The organism is Helicobacter saguini, assembly GCF_000762875.2.
In the GTDB taxonomy this organism is placed as follows: domain Bacteria; phylum Campylobacterota; class Campylobacteria; order Campylobacterales; family Helicobacteraceae; genus Helicobacter_A; species Helicobacter_A saguini.
This window is the reverse complement of sequence record NZ_JRMP02000005.1, coordinates 41,881-60,251: the sequence shown is the minus strand read 5'-3', so window position 1 is coordinate 60,251 and position 18,371 is coordinate 41,881. Positions and strand designations below refer to the sequence as shown.

Genomic DNA, 18,371 nt, shown 5'->3' with positions numbered 1-18,371 from the left:
ATTTTAGAATCTATATGAAAACGCCACATCTAAGCCAAAATAACTTGCCGCACTACTAAAATTTAGACTTGGATTATACGCATCCCCGCCAAATGCAATCTTATAAAACGCACTAATCCCAGCACTCATTTTTTCACCCATCACAAAATTCCCACACCATAATTAAGCGAGATTCTATGCTTATAAGGCATATTAAACCGCAACGTGCCGCTATCTACGCTCATTACAAACTCATTGCTAGATAGAATCTGATTCTCATAATGAATGCCAAATAATAACACAATGCTATTATCACGCAAATGCACGCGATTTTCAAGCCCTGTCAAAATATTCAAAGCATAAAGCCCTTGCGTTTTCACACTTGCACTCAATGCCTTTAAATCACCATTTTCCTTAAAATTCCCAAGCATTAAAATAGCGTTAGTTACGCCAAGATAAGGTTTCAAAGAGGCATTTGCAAAGTTAAAGCGATAGCCAAGGCTAGAATCTAGCGCAATTTGTGTGAAATTACCTTGCGTTTTAGTCACATAAATATCGCTAGAAGCACTATCCACGCCAGAAATTTGCCGCCTTGCATTCATAAAAGACATCAAAAAATACCCACCCAAATCAAGCTCAAAACTACGTTTATACCCAAAAATGATTCTATCAAACGCACTCAAAGCAAGGTTATGACTAACATTGAAATTGCCGCTTTTAGCGGAGTTTTGGGACGTGCGATTAAAAGTTGTGCTTTGCATTTCATTTGATGAAAAGGCGTAGCCTAGCTGGAATGAAAGCGTATGACTTTGTATAATATTGTGCGCACCGATATTTACGCCACCTATACCACCTACACCCACGCTGCCACCGGCAAGACCCAAGCCTAAAGCAGAAACGCCGATATGCCAACCAGCACGTGAATGAAGATTCTGTCGCAGGGCTTCATTTAGCATATTTGTCTTTATAGAATCTAGGACGCTAATGGGCGTAGCGATGTAATTTGAGTAGATTCCACTCATTATATTTTGCGTAGTGTTACGAAGTGTAACAGAATCTTGCATAGTGAAAATGTTACCATATTGCGAATTTAGCGCATTTAAAATCGAGCTACGATTAGAATCTAGCGTATTTGTAAAGTTTGTAATAGCATTTTTATTCGTATTTATCGTTACTTGCCAAGTATTTGTGTTAAAAGTTGTGCTAGAAAACTCGTTATTTCCATTGATAATACTAAAATTTTGTCCTTGTATCACGCCTGTCGCAGTGCCGTTAATAAGCGTATAGCTACCATCACTTGCCCCTGCCATATTGATTACCACATTTCCATTTGTAGAATCTAGATTACCTATAAGTTCGCCCATCTTGCCATTTAAAAAGCCAAAAGTTAGGCTAGAGCCTTGTGCGTTTGTAACACCGCCATTGACACGAAGCGTCCCGCCGTTGATAATTATGCTAGAATTGATAGGATTATACACATTTGTATCATTTTGAAACATATCGCCGCCGTGCATAGATATAAGTTTGCCACTTATGGTAACACTTCCGCCATTAATAGTGAGATTCCCCCCACCGCCAAAGCCTGGGTCATAAGTATTAAACCCACCAGCGACATTACCGCTAGTATCAGTATCAGCCTGTCCGCCGTTATAAAAGTCGCCATTTATCGTAATTGAGCCACCGTTATTTGTAAAGTTTGAGGCTGTATTCTGCCCGTATCTAATATTTCGCCCGATATTTTGCACTTTGCCACTTAGTGTAACCTCGCCGTTATTATTAGTTAGAGTGCTTTGGATTCTAATCACTTTAGATTCTATACTAAGCTTAGAATCTTGTAATAATGTAACACTTCCATTATGTATAAAAAATAAAGCGTTACTAAAAGTAGCACTAGAACCACGATTTAGATTCAAACTTGTATTTGCAGCGAAGTGAATCTTAGAATCACCACCATAATCGCTACCTTGCGCATTTATGCTATTCCCACTTGAAATAACGCTAAGAGTCCCGCCATCTCCTACATTAATACTATTTTTCTCAACGCTAAATGTGTGAATGCTAAGGATGCCAACTTGCACGTTACTACCCACACTAAGCCCACCAGAATACCAAGTAGTCGTATTATCTTGCACTTGCAAGGAATACTGCGAGTTCGCCGCACCACTAATGCTAAGACTAGGATTGCGATTATATCCTATCGTAGTCCCCGCAAAATTGCCCTTAGTAGAAGTGATTGTATCATTTCTTAAACCCCCATTCAAAGTAATATTACTAGGCATATTAGAATCTTGGAAATCCTGCGTATAAAGGCTTTCAATCCCCAAAAAACAAAACAATAAAAAAACCACAAAACTTTTTTGCATACTCGCAAACTTCTCCATATCAAACAATAATAATCAAAAAATATTTTTAATTTGAGATTCTAGCTTAAAATTCAATAAAATACTTATGAATTATGAAATATTTTATTATATGTTGAATAAACATTATTTTGCTATAATTTTCAGGTTTTTATCCTAAATTTGCAATATTTATTCAAAAAGGACACAATATGAGAATTTTTATAATATTTCTTGCTATTTTTATAAATTTTATATCTGCCGATAGCTTTGTAAATGAGGACTATCAATCCTATGAAAAAAGCAAGGAAGACCCAAATGTCCTAGTCTTTGTCACATCGCATATTATCCCTGTGGATGCGAGTTTCGTGCAGAATAAAAATCCGCTAATTATCTCCATCCCGCAAGACGCGCTAAATCCTGACACGAACGCGAAAGTGATTTCAAAGGGCATGTATGACAAGGGCAACTACACGATTTTTCGCTCAAATGACGATGGTATCACATTTTACCGCTACACGAAAAATAAGACTAATCAATACGCGCGAATGGCGCCAAATATCTACGAGGTTACGCACTATGGTGGGCAGCTTTATAAAATCGAGCCTACGCCGCCAAATGTGACGGAGTGTTCGCTTATTATTTCGCGCACTTTTGAGGCGGCAAGGACAAGTAGTGCGCAACTTATGCTGAATCTAGATTCAGTGCCAAATCGCGGCATTGCCAAGATTTTACTTGAATGCCCAAAACTGCCTGATTATTAGTAAAAATAATTCTAAAATCTTAACACACTTCTTACATTTCTCCTAAATTTTATATTAGAATCTTCTCTTTAAAAGGGGTGGTGGGTGGGCATTTGGGAAATTTACAAAGCAAAATATAGAATCTAAAACCCAAATTAGATTATGTTAATAAAAAATTATTTGGATTTTAACCTACTTTTTAAGACGTGGGTAGAATCTAGATTCTATAAAATCTTAATCGCCCACCCACCATATCAAAAGGAAGATTCTAACAAAGGAAAGAATATGCGAAGTGATATTATTAAAAAGGGGTATCAAAAAGCCCCGCACAGAAGCCTTTTACGAGCCACAGGGCTAAAGGACGAAGATTTTGATAAGCCCTTTATCGGCGTGGCAAATAGCTATATTGACATAATCCCGGGGCATTTTTTCCTAAATCATTATGCGCGAATTATCAAGGATGAAATTAGAAAAGCGGGCGCTGTGCCTTTTGAGTTTAACACAATCGGCGTGGATGATGGCATAGCGATGGGTCATAATGGTATGCTTTACTCGCTCCCTAGCCGCGAGCTGATTGCGGATTGTATAGAATCTGTGATGAACGCACACGCGCTTGATGCGATGATTTGCCTGCCAAACTGCGATAAAATCGTGCCTGGTATGCTTATGGGTGCGTTGCGTGTGAATGTGCCGACAATCTTTGTAAGTGGCGGTCCTATGCGGGCTGGGAAGCTAGATGATGGCACTATCCTTGATTTAAACTCGGCGTTTGAAGCGGTTGGTGCGTTCGCGGAAGGGAAAATCACAGAATCTAGGCTGCATGAAATCGAGTGCAAAGCCTGTCCGGGCGGGGGCTCTTGTAGTGGAATGTTTACTGCAAACTCTATGAATACGCTCTGTGAAGCAATGGGCGTAGCCTTGCCCGGAAATGGCACGATACCGGCTTTAACGCCAGAGCGTGAAGAATTGCTAAGAAAAGCGGCAAGGCGAATCGTGGAGATTTCGCTAGATTCTAATCTCACTGACAAATTTAGATTCCGTAATATTTTAAATGAAAAAGCCGTGCATAACGCATTTGTGGTTGATATGGCAATGGGCGGTAGCACAAACACGGTGCTACACATGCTAGCCATTGCGCGTGAAGCCGAAGTGCCTTTCAACTTAGAATCTATTAATAAAATCGCGCAAAATGTCGCTCATATCGCTAAAATCGCCCCTGCGTTAAGTAGTGTGCATATGGAAGACATTAATAAAGCAGGTGGCGTAAGTGCCGTTATGAATGAAGTCGCAAAAAGAAATTCGTCATTGCGAGACTTTAGCGAAGCTAAAGGCGTGGCAATCCACAAAGATTCTATATTACACCTTGACGCTTTAACAATCACCGGCGAGACTTTGGGCGATAGAATCAAAAATGCGGACATAAAAGACTCTAGCATTATCCACACAAACGAAAACGCGTATTCGCCCTTTGGCGGCTTAAAGATTCTATATGGCAATATCGCTAAACAGGGTGCGGTGCTAAAAGTCGCGGCTGTGGCAGATTCTATGAAAGAGTTTAAGGGAAGTGCGGTATGTTTCAACTCGCAAGATGAAGCCTTAAAAGGCATCGCAGGGGGCAAGGTCAAAGCTGGAAATGTGGTCGTAATACGCTATGAAGGACCAAAGGGCGGACCTGGAATGCAAGAAATGCTAGCACCCACAAGCTTAATTATGGGAATGGGCTTAGGCGAAAGTGTGGCGTTAATCACAGATGGGCGATTTAGCGGGGCGACAAGGGGTGCGTGCATAGGGCATGTAAGCCCTGAGGCAGCTGAGGGGGGTGACATCGCATTGATTGAAGATGGCGATATGATTGAGATTTCGGTATCAAATGGGAGTTTGGAGTTGCTTGTAGATTCCGCGACTTTAGAATCTAGGCGTAAAAAATGGCAGCCTATAAAAAAAGAGATAAAAAGCAAGTGGCTAAAACGTTATTCGCTTTTAGTAAGTAACGCCGCTAATGGCGCGGTGTTAAAAACGGAATTGTAGAATCTAGATTCTAAAAATAAAAAGGTAACACGGACAAATGGACGCATTTGACTTAATTCTTAGCATATTTATCGTGCTTGTGGCACTTATTATTTCCGCGGTGGGACGCGAGATTATGAGTGGGCTTATGGCTGTGCGATATGGCGATGAGACGCCGCGACTAAATGGTCGCATTACCTTAAATCCGCTGAAGCACATTGATATTTTAGGCTCGATTATTATGCCTCTCACTCTGCTTTTGCTTGGTGCGCCCTTTTTGTTTGGCTATGCAAAGCCTATGCCTGTTGATTTTTCAAATATTGCTAAGGCTAGTGGGTATAAGGGCTGTTTAAAAGTCGCACTGGCTGGGACTTTTTTTAATTTTTTTATGGCGTTTTTGTGCGTTTTAATCCTTAAAATTGCCTTAATGTTTGGAATCTTAACGCAAGGTAACCCCATTTCGCAGTTCATTTTCACGCTTTTTTACACAAATATCGTCCTTGCTATCTTTAATCTTTTGCCTTTGCCGCCCTTAGATGGTGCGAAGATTCTGGCGTATCTTGGGCTAATTTTTAACATTAGCATTTTTGCGAAATGGTATAATAACCTTGAAAAATATGGTATGATTTTGCTTTTACTTGTCGTGCTGCTGCCGCCGACACAGAGCTTTATTGCGAGTAGTATTAAATTTATTAGCATTTTATTTTTGCAGATTTAAAGAAGGGAAGTGTATGATTTTTATTGCAAATGACCACGCGGGTGTGAGTTTGAAAAATGCGATAATTACGCACTTTGGCTCGCGTTTTGAGATGGAAAATTTGGGCGTAGATTCTATAAATAGCGTTGATTATCCTGACATCGCGGCGGCTTTGTGTGAAAAAGTGGCTTTGGATTCTAAAAATCTTGGGATTTTAATTTGTGGTAGCGGAATTGGAATGAGTATTGCTGCTAATCGGCATAAAAATATCCGCGCTGCGTTGTGTCTAAACTCGTTTATGGCGGAGTTTGCAAGACGTCATAATGACGCAAATGTGCTGTGCTTGGGCGAGCGCGTAGTAGGCGTGGGCTTGGCTTTAAGCATTGTGGAGTCTTTTTTAGATTCTAGCTTTGAGGGCGGTCGGCATAAAAGGCGTGTGGATAAGCTTGGTGAGTTATAGATTCTATAACTTTTAGAATCTTTTATTCTAATTATCATAAGGATAAAAAATGTATGAAAGCACTTTTGTAAATTGGTTTTTGGTTACTTGCTTTATTTTATTTTGTTTATTTATGGTCGTCACATCATTTTACTATCGCTCAATGGCGCAAAAAGAAAAAAAAGATAGCGCACACATGAAATACACGCTAGTAGAAACCGAAGTGCTAATCCAAAAGCACCAGCTATCACTGCAGCGAGCACTAGGAAATATCGATATTTTAACAAAAGAGCTAAACACATTAAAAGGCGAGGTCAAAACGCTCAAACAACGCAACTCGCAATATAGAATCGAAACAGATAACTACAAAAGCCGCATAAAAGACTTAGAGCAGAAAATCGAAGCGCTACTATAATGTTAGAATCTAGATTCTATCAACACAGCAAAAAGGCTGGTGGGTGGACGACTAGGCGATTTGAAAATATAGAATCTAACTTTAAATATTTTTTATTTATTTCCATCTCACCACCCTAAATGTTAAAAAATATAGATCTAGATTCTGTAGATTGAGTGAAAATAAATTTAGAATCAAGAATTTTATAAAAGCCTAATTGCTTTCTCAACACCACTTAAGTTTAAAAATATAGAATCCAAATGTATAGAATCAATAAAAATCTATTTATTCTATTTCTTTATAATTATCTATTTCCCCGTTTATAAAGGTTTTTTCTCTTTTTAATTTATTATTTATATATATTTTCTCTACCCAGTTTAGATTGTTTGTAAAATTATATTTCGTGGTTTCTAGTAAGTTGTAGTCGTTATATTGAGCGATTTCGTATTTTATCCAACTGCCTACTTTTTCTTTAGAATCAAACTGCCCTTGTGAATATTTAGCCATTGCTTTGGCTTTATTTTTATAGAATTCTTTTGGTATTTCGGCATTTTCTAGCTCTTTTACGTAAGATTTTACACATTTATTTAGGCTTTTTTCATCATACTCACATCCTAAAAAGTCATATTCGCCATGATAGTCTTCATAAGAAATTATTTTATTATCTTTATAATTGCTAACTACAAGCTTAAGATAATTATCACCTAATTCTTTCAAATTTTGAAATTTATTTATCAAACTACCATTAATATTGCTATTTTTATCAAAAGGTATTTTCGTAATATATAAATGAGTATTAACCACCAAATTATCTCCAAGCCAATTCTCTAAATTACCAACAGGCTTCCCATTTTTAAACTCACCTATAAGACCACCGCCTATATAACCATAATCTGTGTGTTTAATATGATAGATTTTTAGCTTACCATTTAGCTTACCATTTATTATTTCCACTTCATTTAGGAAATCACTCTCATCTATAAATTTACTAATGAATTTCTGTTTGCCATTTAGCCTACCATTAGTGTAGTTTAGCTCTACTAATAATCTACCATCGCTAGAATACATACTTTGCGTGCCGTGATTTTTACCATTTAGACAATTTGATGTGAATACTAGCTTATCTTTTTCATCATATCCTTCCGTTGTGCAGTGCGTATTTTTGCAGGTTGTTTTTTTATTTATCTTGTTAGTCTCATCTTCTGTGTTAGTCTCATCTTCATATCTAATAATAAAGGCTTCATTATACATATTTATAATATTAAATAGCAATGAATCGCTTGGAGTTTTCTGGCATTGCGAGATTTCTATCAGCTCTGGCACTCCATTATCTGCTAAACACTCATAGCTAATATCATCAAGCGAATTTTGTATGCTTTTAATAAATTCATTATCACGCATTTCAAAGTCTCTTTGCAATTCCCATTTGTCAAAATCTATAGGAAATGGGCAGTTTTTTTGCTTTAGATTGTTTGTCCCCGCATTTAAAACACAAAATACTAATATAAAAACTAACACAATTTTTTTCATTTATATGCCTTTGAATTTATAGAATCTAGATTCTATCATAATATTATTTTTAAAAAAAGGGTGGTGGGCGGGCGATAGGATAAAAATTATAGAATCTAGATTCTATAAAATATTTTCTAACCTTAAAGTGCGCGAATAGATAAAAAAATATTTATAAAATCTAGATTCTATTATCTTGCATAATTTTAAGATTCTAAAAATCTTGTTTTAAATTTTTTCTTCGCTTAAATCCTAATCGCCCGCCCACCACCACCCTTTTTAATGGATTTTATAGAATCTTTTATAAAATCTACACAAAATATTTGTAGAATCTTAACATTTTATTTAAAGGTGGAGAATGGAAATCTAGGCTATACTTTTAAGTTTCACAAGCCCATTGATGGTGGCATTAGCGGCGAGCTAGCCCTTTATTGCGAAGTGTTATAGATGGTAGTAGGAATTTAGAATCTAGTCCCCATCGTAAATTCAAAATAGCTTGGGTAGTTTGTTAGATAGTTGCCAGATGCGCGGATATTTCCAGCTGTGCCATAGCTAAAGATTTTATTTGGTCCTATGCCCTGCGGGTCAGTTGGTCCATACCACACCATAGGGAAAACTATGACAATCGGTCCCATAGGGCTAACCCACTCAATTGCAAAGCCAGCCGCGCCGCGTTGCAAAATGCTAGTTTGCCCGCCAAATGTGCCATACGCTTTGAAATTTGCCTGATTATTACCGCCATGATAGGTTAAGATTCCATAATCGATATAAAAACTAACGCGCATTTTCGCACTAGGAATAAGCCCATAACTAAGCTCAATTGAATTTGTAAAAAGTCCATCGCCCCCAACACGCAGTCCATCGCTATCTAGCGGCGTAACTGAATAGCTAGAATATCCACGCAAAGTGCCTACACCCCCCATATAAAATGTATCATTCAAAGGCAGAAAATGTTCGCGATTATAGCGGAAAAGATATCCCCCCTGCACTTTATAGCGGAAGATAAAATCAAGCTTTATCCATTTTTGCAAATCCACATAGAATCCACTTTTGGCATAAAGCTTAGTGTAATACACATCACCGCCTATACCTGCGATATTTAGGCTTAAAGTAGTCGAGTTCCCATTTTTAGGGAAGTAGTAGTCATCTGTGTTATCAAAGACTAGGCTAGGCGTAATGGAGCTTTTAATGGGCGCATTAGTCCAGCCAGAGTAGCTACGATTCCAAAGCCCTTGCGTTTGATAGTAGAAATCTTCTCGCGTGGTGCAGTTTGGCGGCGTTTGATTTGGGGCTAGTGGATTATCCGCACTTGTCCCTTGCCCGGTGCATTGTGTAGGCGTAGTTGCATTTGGATTATAGTTATTATTTGGCAAGGTATAGTCGATATTTCCACTATCATAATACTTTTGATACTGCGGCTGAGATGTGCCGGTATAAAGGTTATAAAAGTTAAAAGTATCTGTTTTATTAATATCATAGCCGACATTAAATCGCAGGGTCGGCAATAATAAACGCCCAACGGTAAAGCCACCGCCGATACTTTGCTGTGTATAAACATAATTTAGATAGCGACTATAATAAATGTTAAGAGATAAGCTCCACTTAGAATCTAAAATACGCGGATTTGTCAAAGTAAGGTTAAACGCCTGTTGCGTTGGTGCAAAAAAGTTAGTCGCCCCACCACGATAATATGAAAAATCCCCCCCAAAGCTAACATTTGCATAAAGACTAGCTCCAAAGCCACTACCAAATAAATTTCGCTCATTAATACTCGCATTTACCATTAGCCCATAAAAGCTACCATACCCCACGCCAAAGCTAAGTTCCCCTGTGCGACCTTCACTGACATTGACTACCAAGTCCATCGCCTCATCGCTTATACGCTTTTCATCAATTCGCACATTCTCAAAATAGCCGATACGTTTCAATGCAATCTCACTTCCTTGAATCTTGCCAAGTGAATACACATCGCCAGGGGCTATTAGAATCTCACGTCTTATGATTCTATCGCCTGTCCTAGTATTCCCTGTTATAAGCACATCATTTATATGCACTTTTTTACCAAAGTCTATGTGATAGATTATCGTTACTTCTTTATTTTCAGCGTCTTTCTTAAGGTCTGGATTTACCGCGACATACGCATATCCTAAGTCGGCGACTTTAAGTTTGATGGTTTGTGAATCATCACGCAAATTTTGCACATTTACTAATTCGCCGATTTTCGCACTTAGATTCTTACGCAGCTGCTCATCGGTAATTAAATCGCGGTGCTCATCATCTATCACAAATTCAATTCCTTTAACCTTATATTGTTCGCCCTCATCTACATTGTAGTATAAAATCGCCTTTTTATTCGTAGGATTGACAGATAATAGCGGATTGCTTACATTTGCGTCCAAAAAGCCATTTCGCATATATGAATCTTGAATACGCAAGGGGTCAAGCTCAAGTTCTGCTAGCATTAGCTTACCAGCATTTAAGCCCGGTAACCAGCCCATAAAGTCGCGTTGTTTATTAGCGGATAAAGATTCAATCTTTCGCTTTTTTAGTTTTGATGCGCCCTCATAGTAGCTTTTTTCTATGATTATAGAATCTCCGCGATTAACATTAAAAGTGATAGCCACAGCGCGACCTTCACTAAGCTCTTTTATCTCAGGCTCAATCACGCTGCCATAATAGCCCTTGTATTCAAGCATTTGCTTTAGCACATCAAGGGCTTTTTCCATTTTTATCTCATCAAAAGTATCGCCCTTTTTAATGCCAAGCTGCCCATAAATCGTATCTTTTTCACTTTGCGTGCCATAGCCTTTTACCTCCACACTAGCCACAGCCGGCTTTTCACTCACATAAAAATTTAAGATTCCATTATCAAAAGTAGCGTAAATATCGCTAAAATAGCCCTGTTTAAAAAGGGCATTTATTCCATTGTCAATTTTTTCAGGATTTAAGCTTTCGCCTGGCTTAATATTTATAATATCAATGGCTAAAGATTCCGACATATAGGTGATATTATGCACTTTTATGGCTTTGATATTCTCGGCATTTAGAATCTGCCCACACAAAAAACTAGCAAAAAGTATAAAAATAAATATTCTCAACTTTAATCCCAAATCATTTAAATTAACTAAAATCGATAATTATATCAAAGAAAGATAATGTTTGTGTAACAAACAGCGTGTAAAAATAAAAATTTATAGAATCTATAAAGCAAAACATTTTGATATTTGTAGTTTGTGGATAATTTGATATTGCAACGTTTTGGAATCTTGTATTTATCTATGCAGGTTTTGGAGCGGCGTTGCCACCACTTGCGATAATTTTTGCGATTTTATCAAAGTCCATGTGCAAGGCGAAATTCTCTTGGAATCCTAAAAAGTGAAAAAACTTATCAGTAGTCGTAAAAATCTGCCCTAAAGTCTGCATTCTATCCTTTCGCATTAGCTCTTCTTTAAAATATTTTTCAACCTCAGGCAAGTTTTTATCAAAGTCATCAGTGCCGGGGAATCTAGCGCCATTTGAGAAAATAAGGCGAATTTTATTGCACTCCACGCCCTTAGTTTTCAACAAATATAAAGATTCTAACCAAGTCGTGCTACTAGGCTCAATTGATAAAAGGCGGATTTTATACTTTAGCAAATCCTTTTCATAATTCGTATTATCCGTTACGATGCCAACTAAGCCCTCTTCTTCATATTCCTTATTAAACTTATCAATTTCCTTATTTATAATGTTTAAAGTTTTATTAATACTATCGCGTTTTACCTTGTATTTTTGCTCCAAACTCAAATCGCTAGTATCTAAAATCGCCTTTGATAACGCCACGTGCAGCCCACATTTATCCTCACGGCAAAAGTCCAAATATCTATAAATATTATTCAAAATATCATCAGTGTGCGTATTCCAGTCAGGTAAATAAAAGGCAAATGGCGCTTCAACTTTTGCTGGATTTTTCAAATAATCTGCCACAATGCTACGCAAATACACATAGCGATAAGAATCAGTCATTCGATATATCGTCTTATCATCGATAGGCACAACCTTATTATACCACTCAGGCTCGACTTTTACCACGCTATTTTCCCACTCCACAGGGCTTTTTACAAAGATTCTATTATGCTTTATAGGACCTGCCACAGAGTTACTCATCTCAATAAAAGGCATCCCCGGGTCGCTAGGCAAATAGCGATAATGCCCATCAAAAGACATGATGTATTCAGGTGTTTGCGAGCAGAAATGCTCAAGCATTTTCTTAAATGGAATCTTGCCCAACACAAATGGCTCAATCTCGGCATAATCGTATTCCACGCTCTCATGTTGCGACAAATATTGCAAAAAAGTCTTTGCAAATAAACTCGTGCTTGCAGATGATAAACATAATAACTTCGTAGCCATCCTAAACTCCCATTCTTAAAATCGTTATAAAAGCGTGTAAAGTCTTAATTATAACATTATTTTTATTATTTTTCATTTAATAATTTTACTTTACAAAAATTTTAATGTTAGCAATTTCATAATATTTTAGAAATTTTATACATTAAATTGTATTTATTACAAAAAGATTCTATAGATTTATCAATTTTTGTAATATATTGCTATAATTCTAGCTTTTAAATATAAAAAATATAGAATCTTTTAGAATCTTTAGGAGAAAAAATGTCTAGCAAGAAAAAAAGTGCCGATTTTTTGATTGATTTACCGATGGTTTTTTCGGTTGTTAGCATTGATGATTTAGTGAAAAGCGCCAATGATTTTTATGGACGAAATATTATTTTACCAAAGGCTGGTAGCGGCTTTGATAATAGGTCTGCAAATGGGCAGTTCCACGAGTTTCATTTATATAAATTAACGATTAATAAGCTAAGTGAGGATGAAAAAAGCTTTAAGAAAAATGTGGGCGGATTTGAGACGATTATGGAAAAAATGGGCGTGTATAACAATTTGTATGATATTATGAATGAAACGCAGTCAGTGACGATATTTTCTAATGTCGATGACGCGGATATTTTCCTAAAAGCATGGCTAAAATTCCACACAGAATCTAAAAGCAAATCCGCATATATTTATAGCGAAAATGAAATCGAAGGCTTAGAAAAGTTATAGATTCTATAATTTAATAAAAAAGGAAAAATATGAAAAAAAGTTATTTGCGAAAGGTTGGCGATGCGGCGGTGCTAGGCGGGGTTAGTGCGGTGCTTGTGACAGGTTTGCTAGGCTGCAGCGATAGTGGTAGCGACAAAAATGCGGCGATAAAAGAGGCTGCAAAACAGCAGGGCGTAATGGTGAAATTGCAGGAGCAAGAGGATGGCAGCTACAAAATCCTTGATGAAATGCCCACAAGTGATGGTAGCACGACTATTGTGGTGCGTAATGTGAATGGCGAGGAGCGCATTTTAAGCAAGGAGGAGGTCGATGCGCTCGTGGCTGAGGAGGCAAAAAAAATTGATAATGGCACTAGCACGCTAACTAGTGGCGATGGCGGTGGGCTAGGCATTGGCGGGGCGATTTTGGCGTCTGCGGCGGGCGCGCTAATCGGTAGCTATATCGGTAATAAGCTGTTTGGTAATTCAAATTTTAAAGCGGCGCAACAACGCGGTTATAGCTCGCCATCTGCCTATCAACGTTCACAAAGTATGGGGGCAAATCGCGCTACTTCAGCTCCTTCTAGCACGGCGCGTAGTGCTACGCCATCAAATGCAAAAAGTGGCTTTTTTGGTGGCTCTAACGCTGGTGGTTCTAGTAGCTCGAGCGCGACTAGCGCTAGTAGTTAGATTTTGATTGTGTAAAAATTTTTGTAAGTTTAAAAATATATAATTTGCTTACCTATCAATTTGTAAGTATACTTAAATGGATAATATTTTGTGTTTAGATTGCTTACGCAAATTTACTAGCCAAATACTCACAAAAGGGGAGTTGCGCGATAACATCATACACATTTTCCTCTTGTATCACCATGCTAATATCAAGTATCAAATCATGGCAAATCTTAGAATCTAGCACAATGATAGGGTTAATAGATTCCACGCCGCACAGGGCATTTCTAAGCTCTAGCTCACGCGCGTAAGTGGGCGGATTTTTTAGCATATCTTTCACGCTCAAAAAGCTAGTATTTAGCAAAAAATTTAGTGTCAAAATATCGATAAACACGCTATCATCGCGTTTGCTATAGCCAATTAAAATTTCGCTATTTTCCCTAAATTCACGCTCTTTCTCACTCAAAAACTCCAAACGTTCCGCTAAATTCAAATCCTGCAACTGCGAATAAAACACCGCGAAAAGATTCTCCAAACTCGGCTTTATCCATAGAATCTCGCCACTTTTTGCCCTTTTTTTGCCCCCACTTCGCGCCACAATGTAGCTAGGAATGACTTCTCTTTGATGCTCTATTTTACCACTCAAAAGCCGCCACACAAGGCTTTTTTGCGTTTTTAGAATGTAGCCGCCACCCTCATTCTCAATTTTATCGCGTTTTGCAAACGTGCTAAGTCGTTGCTCACTGCTTGCTGGCATCACCTGACCGCTCACACTACTTAGCATTTCAAGTGGGATTTTGCCCTGCTTTTCACGCTGTTTAGTAAGTGCAAACTTGCAGCCACAATAGTTTTGCCGATACAAATTATCCTTTTTTGCAAGCTCATTTTGGCGATTTACGCCGCCATTTGCGCGCACATTTATTTTGATAAAATTTAAGCCATAATCACTAGCAATTTTTTCGCCTTGCGCGTATAGAATCTCTTGCTCTTTCATAGGGCTACTAAGCAGCGTTGTGGTAAAGTTTTTTTCTTTTTGCTCTAGTGCGACCTTAGCAGATTCAATCAAACGCACATCAAAGCACACATTGCAGCGCGCCCCCTTTTCAGGCTCATTTTCCAAGCCTTTCACGCTCTCACTCCACGCACAATCATCGTATTTTCCCACAATTAGCGGAATATTTAGCATTTCACAGCTTCGCTTCACATCACTCAAACGCAAGTCATGCTCGGCTTTAGGATGGATATTTGGATTGTAAAAAAAGCCCTTTAATTTCTCGTGTGGGTAAGCCTTTTGCAACTCTTGTAAAAAATAATGACTATCGACACTGCAACAAATATGAACTAACATTTTTATCCTTTTTTAAAATCGAAATTATAGAATCTAAATGTGAATTTATAGAATACAGATTTTATTTTTAATTATAGCGAGACTTGCAACAGCAAGTTGTTTAAAGCTATTTTAAATGATTGTCTCATTGAGTTCAATAAGGTTATAGAATCTAGCCTTTGATTTTGTTTATAATGTTTGTGGTGGATTTAGATTCTATGTAGTCGATTAGTTTTATTTCTTTTGCGTAGGCAGAGCCGGCGATTTCTTTATTTGCATAGTCTGCGCCTTTTACTAGAATGTCTGGGCGGATTTGCTTTATTAGATTTTCTGGTGTTTCATCATTAAAAATAATCACATAGCTTACACACGCTAGACTTGCTAAGATATATGCTCTATCTTGCTCGTTATTGATAGGTCGCGAGTCGCCCTTTAGCATTTTCACAGATGAGTCACTATTTAGCCCGACAATTAGCACATCGCCTAGCTTTCTAGCCTTTTGTAAATAATTTACATGTCCATAGTGTAATATATCAAAACAGCCGTTGGTAAAGACTATTTTTTTATTTTTCATAGAATCTTTTATAGAATCATAGTTTTTTATAATCTTAGATTCTATACTCCTTAGAATCCTTTTTTGCGCTAAGACATCATTTATCTCATCTAAACTAGCGGTAGCAGAGCCAAGTTTGCCGATTACCACAGCAGCAGCCGCATTTGCAAAGGTTGTAGCAGATTCTAAGTTTTCTCCCATTGATAGTTTAAAAGCCAAAGCCGCTATCACGGTATCACCAGCGCCACTTACATCATAGACTTCTTTTGCCTTTGTAGGCTTTTTATGCAAAGTGTCGTTGTCTAAATAGCCGATACCCTCTTCACTTAGCGTAATTAGCGGATATTTCACATCGCAGATTTCACGCAGTTTATGTAAAGATTCTAAAAGCGTCCTATCGTTATAAATATTTATGCCTGTGGCTTGTATCGCTTCCTTTTTATTAGGCGTTAGCAGCGTTGCGCCCTTATATTTGCTATAGTCATTGCCCTTTGGGTCACACAAAATAGGGATATTAAAGCTATTTGCTAACTTTATTAGCTTTTGGCAAAACGCATAGCTTAAAACGCCCTTAAGATAATCGCTTAAAATAACGCAGTTAAACTCGCTAATTTTCCCCTGTATAGAATCAAACATATCTTCATAGATACTAGATTCTAAACTATCACTACTTTCTTTATCAATGCGTAGCATTTGATGTTTTGCCGCCATTATACGCGTTTTAGTCGTAGTAGGGCGATTTGATTTATAGCAGTGCGATTTCACACCCTTATTATTTAGAAAGTCTTGCAGCAACGCACCCTCAGTATCATTCCCTATTACGCCATAAATGCTAACACTAGCACCCAAAGCCACAAGGTTACTAGCCACATTACACGCACCACCAAGGCTGAAACTCTCCTCATTTATTAGCACGACAGGCACAGGCGCCTCAGGGGATAGCTTATTAGCACTTCCCCATATATATCTATCTAGCATTAAATCACCGATAATTAGCACATTTACCATACTTTTCTCCCTTCTTTAATATCATTAAAAATAGATTCTATTGTTGGGATATAATCTTTGATTCCACTCTCTAAATTATACGCGGGTTTATAATTTGGCAAGAAATTTTTAGAATCTGCTAAAGTGTGATTTTGAAAAAAGGCATAATTATTTTTTATAAAACTTACTTCAAAGCCACCTATGTGTTCCTTTAGAATCTTAATAATATCATTAAAACTTCTAGCTTCGCCATAGCCTACATTATATATAGCACCGCTCTTTAGCCAAGTAGCCATTAGATTTTTAGCTAGATTTTTAAAATCTGCACCATAAATTTTACGCAAAATGCTCTCATGCAATGGCGGCTCTTTAGGCATAGATGCGTCATTAAAGACTTTGTGAATCTTTTGCCACTCTAAGCGATGCTTTTCATCATCATTTGCACCATAAGTTAGATAAATCAATTCTAAGGCTTTAAGATTAGCCTGAATCACATCTTCTATATATACAAAATCACGCATTTGCTCGCCAAATTCAAATAGCTTTACTTCCTTATTTAAAAAGGCTTGAATGGCAAGCTGCAATATCATAGACGCCGTTTTTCCTTTATAAAACTCGTTGCGTCCATAAACATTAAAATAACGCAGCCCGATTAGCCCTGTGCCACTATCTTGCAGCTCGGCTTGTGCGCGTGCATTTTCCCTATCCATACATAGCTTTGAGTAGCCATAGATATTTGCTGGATTTTCATTTATACCAACGCTATTTGGCGGCTCGCTTAGTCCATAAGTGGCAGCGCTACTAGCATAAATGATATGTGCTTCATGCCGCACGGCTAATCTTATAAGCTCTCTAAAAGTGCTAAGATTCACATTCATTACAAGATTCATATTATCACAAGTCGTATCGCTAATAGCGGCATTATGGAAAATATAATCGATTTTGCCATATTGATAAAAGACCTTTCTTAAATCATTTGTATTTGCTATCGAAATGGGTATCACTTCGACATTTTTGTATAGCTTAAGGTTGTTAAAATGCCCTAAACTGCTTGGATTTCCGTTGTTGAATGTGCTCCCATCGCGAAAACTATCAAGGGCTAAAATATTGCAATTTGGATGATAAGTAGCAAAATAATCCACTAAATTACTACCGATAAATCCCGCCGCCCCTGTAATCAAAATACTTTTATGATTTAAATTCAAACTATCATATTTTGGCTGCTGTGCGGTGTTGTTTTTTGGCTGTGTAGTGTTGTTAGAATCTTTAGAGTCCATTTTTATGCCTTTATTATGTTTTAAGATGATTATTTTACTTTAAATTTATGATTTTAAAATTTAGATTCTATAAAAATATCTTTTCACATTAAGGGTAATTTGGATAAAAAGACAATAAAAATATTTAAAAATTAACCTTAGATTCCATATTCAATTTTCTAATAGTTCGACCATCGTCCTTTTTTAAAATTATAGAATCTAGTTTATATACCTTATCGAAAATACCTTTCGTTTATGTAAAAAAAAAAAAAACTAAATATAGTTTATAGAATCCTTAGAATCCAGATTCTAAGATTTTACCAAAATGTTACTATATTACACAAGATTCTAAGAATGTTTTAGAATCTAAACGTTTAAAATCGTAGTATTT

Annotated in this window: 16 protein-coding genes; 8 read left to right on the top strand and 8 right to left on the bottom strand. The window is 37.3% G+C overall.

The genetic code is table 11. The features are described from left to right. Window positions 1-3: 3 nt before the first annotated feature. Window positions 4-144, bottom strand: coding sequence for a hypothetical protein (locus LS64_RS12350; protein ID WP_160659376.1), 141 nt, complete (start codon window positions 142-144; stop codon window positions 4-6). Continuing rightward, window positions 141-2,342 carry an autotransporter outer membrane beta-barrel domain-containing protein gene (locus tag LS64_RS04210; RefSeq protein WP_034572709.1) on the bottom strand — a complete coding sequence of 734 codons (2,202 nt, stop codon included), beginning with the start codon at window positions 2,340-2,342 and terminating at the stop codon, window positions 141-143. Before LS64_RS04210 ends, LS64_RS12350 begins: the two co-directional genes overlap by 4 nt. Before the next feature lie 188 nt (window positions 2,343-2,530). Between LS64_RS04210 and LS64_RS04205 the strand changes: the two genes are divergently transcribed. The 5 genes from LS64_RS04205 to LS64_RS04185 all read left to right on the top strand — a co-directional run bounded on the left by LS64_RS04205 (window position 2,531) and on the right by LS64_RS04185 (window position 6,619). Continuing rightward, window positions 2,531-3,082 carry a hypothetical protein gene (locus tag LS64_RS04205; RefSeq protein ID WP_052062564.1) on the top strand — a complete coding sequence of 184 codons (552 nt, stop codon included), beginning with the start codon at window positions 2,531-2,533 and terminating at the stop codon, window positions 3,080-3,082. Window positions 3,083-3,346: 264 nt separating this feature from the next. Further along, window positions 3,347-5,089 (top strand): dihydroxy-acid dehydratase, encoded by a 1,743-nt coding sequence (gene ilvD / locus LS64_RS04200; RefSeq protein ID WP_034574674.1) that lies wholly within the window; start codon window positions 3,347-3,349, stop codon window positions 5,087-5,089. A 37-nt stretch (window positions 5,090-5,126) separates the two neighbouring features. Further along, window positions 5,127-5,786 carry a site-2 protease family protein gene (locus tag LS64_RS04195; RefSeq protein ID WP_034572705.1) on the top strand — a complete coding sequence of 220 codons (660 nt, stop codon included), beginning with the start codon at window positions 5,127-5,129 and terminating at the stop codon, window positions 5,784-5,786. 13 nt (window positions 5,787-5,799) lie between these two features. Beyond that, window positions 5,800-6,225 carry a ribose 5-phosphate isomerase B gene (rpiB, locus tag LS64_RS04190; RefSeq protein WP_034572701.1) on the top strand — a complete coding sequence of 142 codons (426 nt, stop codon included), beginning with the start codon at window positions 5,800-5,802 and terminating at the stop codon, window positions 6,223-6,225. Between the two features lie 112 nt (window positions 6,226-6,337). After that, the gene (locus LS64_RS04185; protein ID WP_419880000.1) at window positions 6,338-6,619 is read left to right on the top strand and encodes a hypothetical protein; all 282 of its coding nucleotides are present in this window, start codon (window positions 6,338-6,340) and stop codon (window positions 6,617-6,619) included. Between the two features lie 264 nt (window positions 6,620-6,883). Here the strand turns inward: LS64_RS04185 and LS64_RS04180 are convergent, their stop codons facing one another. After that, on the bottom strand, window positions 6,884-8,128 hold the full coding sequence (locus tag LS64_RS04180; protein ID WP_034572694.1) for a toxin-antitoxin system YwqK family antitoxin: 1,245 nt from the start codon (window positions 8,126-8,128) through the stop codon (window positions 6,884-6,886). A 261-nt stretch (window positions 8,129-8,389) separates the two neighbouring features. Here LS64_RS04180 and LS64_RS12345 point away from each other — a divergent pair, with 261 nt between their 5' ends. Then, a complete protein-coding gene (locus LS64_RS12345) occupies window positions 8,390-8,554 on the top strand; it encodes a hypothetical protein (protein ID WP_160659377.1) in 165 nt (54 codons plus the stop codon). A 14-nt stretch (window positions 8,555-8,568) separates the two neighbouring features. Here the strand turns inward: LS64_RS12345 and bamA are convergent, their stop codons facing one another. Together bamA and LS64_RS04170 are read right to left on the bottom strand one after the other, a co-directional pair. Then, window positions 8,569-11,205, bottom strand: coding sequence for an outer membrane protein assembly factor BamA (bamA, locus tag LS64_RS04175; protein WP_237416272.1), 2,637 nt, complete (start codon window positions 11,203-11,205; stop codon window positions 8,569-8,571). Between the two features lie 178 nt (window positions 11,206-11,383). After that, entirely contained in the window at window positions 11,384-12,499 is a 1,116-nt protein-coding gene (locus LS64_RS04170; RefSeq protein ID WP_118949345.1) for a hypothetical protein, read from the bottom strand. 261 nt (window positions 12,500-12,760) lie between these two features. Here LS64_RS04170 and LS64_RS04165 point away from each other — a divergent pair, with 261 nt between their 5' ends. Together LS64_RS04165 and LS64_RS04160 are read left to right on the top strand one after the other, a co-directional pair. Beyond that, a complete protein-coding gene (locus LS64_RS04165) occupies window positions 12,761-13,207 on the top strand; it encodes a hypothetical protein (protein WP_034571085.1) in 447 nt (148 codons plus the stop codon). Window positions 13,208-13,236: 29 nt separating this feature from the next. Then, the gene (locus LS64_RS04160; RefSeq protein WP_034571089.1) at window positions 13,237-13,875 is read left to right on the top strand and encodes a UPF0323 family lipoprotein; all 639 of its coding nucleotides are present in this window, start codon (window positions 13,237-13,239) and stop codon (window positions 13,873-13,875) included. Window positions 13,876-13,978: 103 nt separating this feature from the next. On the opposite strand, the gene LS64_RS04155 is transcribed toward LS64_RS04160, so the two are convergent. From LS64_RS04155 to LS64_RS04145, 3 genes are all read right to left on the bottom strand, one after another. After that, the gene (locus tag LS64_RS04155; protein ID WP_052062405.1) at window positions 13,979-15,205 is read right to left on the bottom strand and encodes an epoxyqueuosine reductase QueH; all 1,227 of its coding nucleotides are present in this window, start codon (window positions 15,203-15,205) and stop codon (window positions 13,979-13,981) included. A gap of 151 nt (window positions 15,206-15,356) precedes the next feature. Beyond that, complete coding sequence (gene rfaE1 / locus LS64_RS04150; protein WP_034571092.1) at window positions 15,357-16,745, bottom strand: D-glycero-beta-D-manno-heptose-7-phosphate kinase; 1,389 nt, start codon at window positions 16,743-16,745, stop codon at window positions 15,357-15,359. Continuing rightward, window positions 16,739-18,001, bottom strand: coding sequence for an NAD-dependent epimerase/dehydratase family protein (locus LS64_RS04145; RefSeq protein ID WP_052062406.1), 1,263 nt, complete (start codon window positions 17,999-18,001; stop codon window positions 16,739-16,741). Before LS64_RS04145 ends, rfaE1 begins: the two co-directional genes overlap by 7 nt. Window positions 18,002-18,371: the final 370 nt, after the last annotated feature.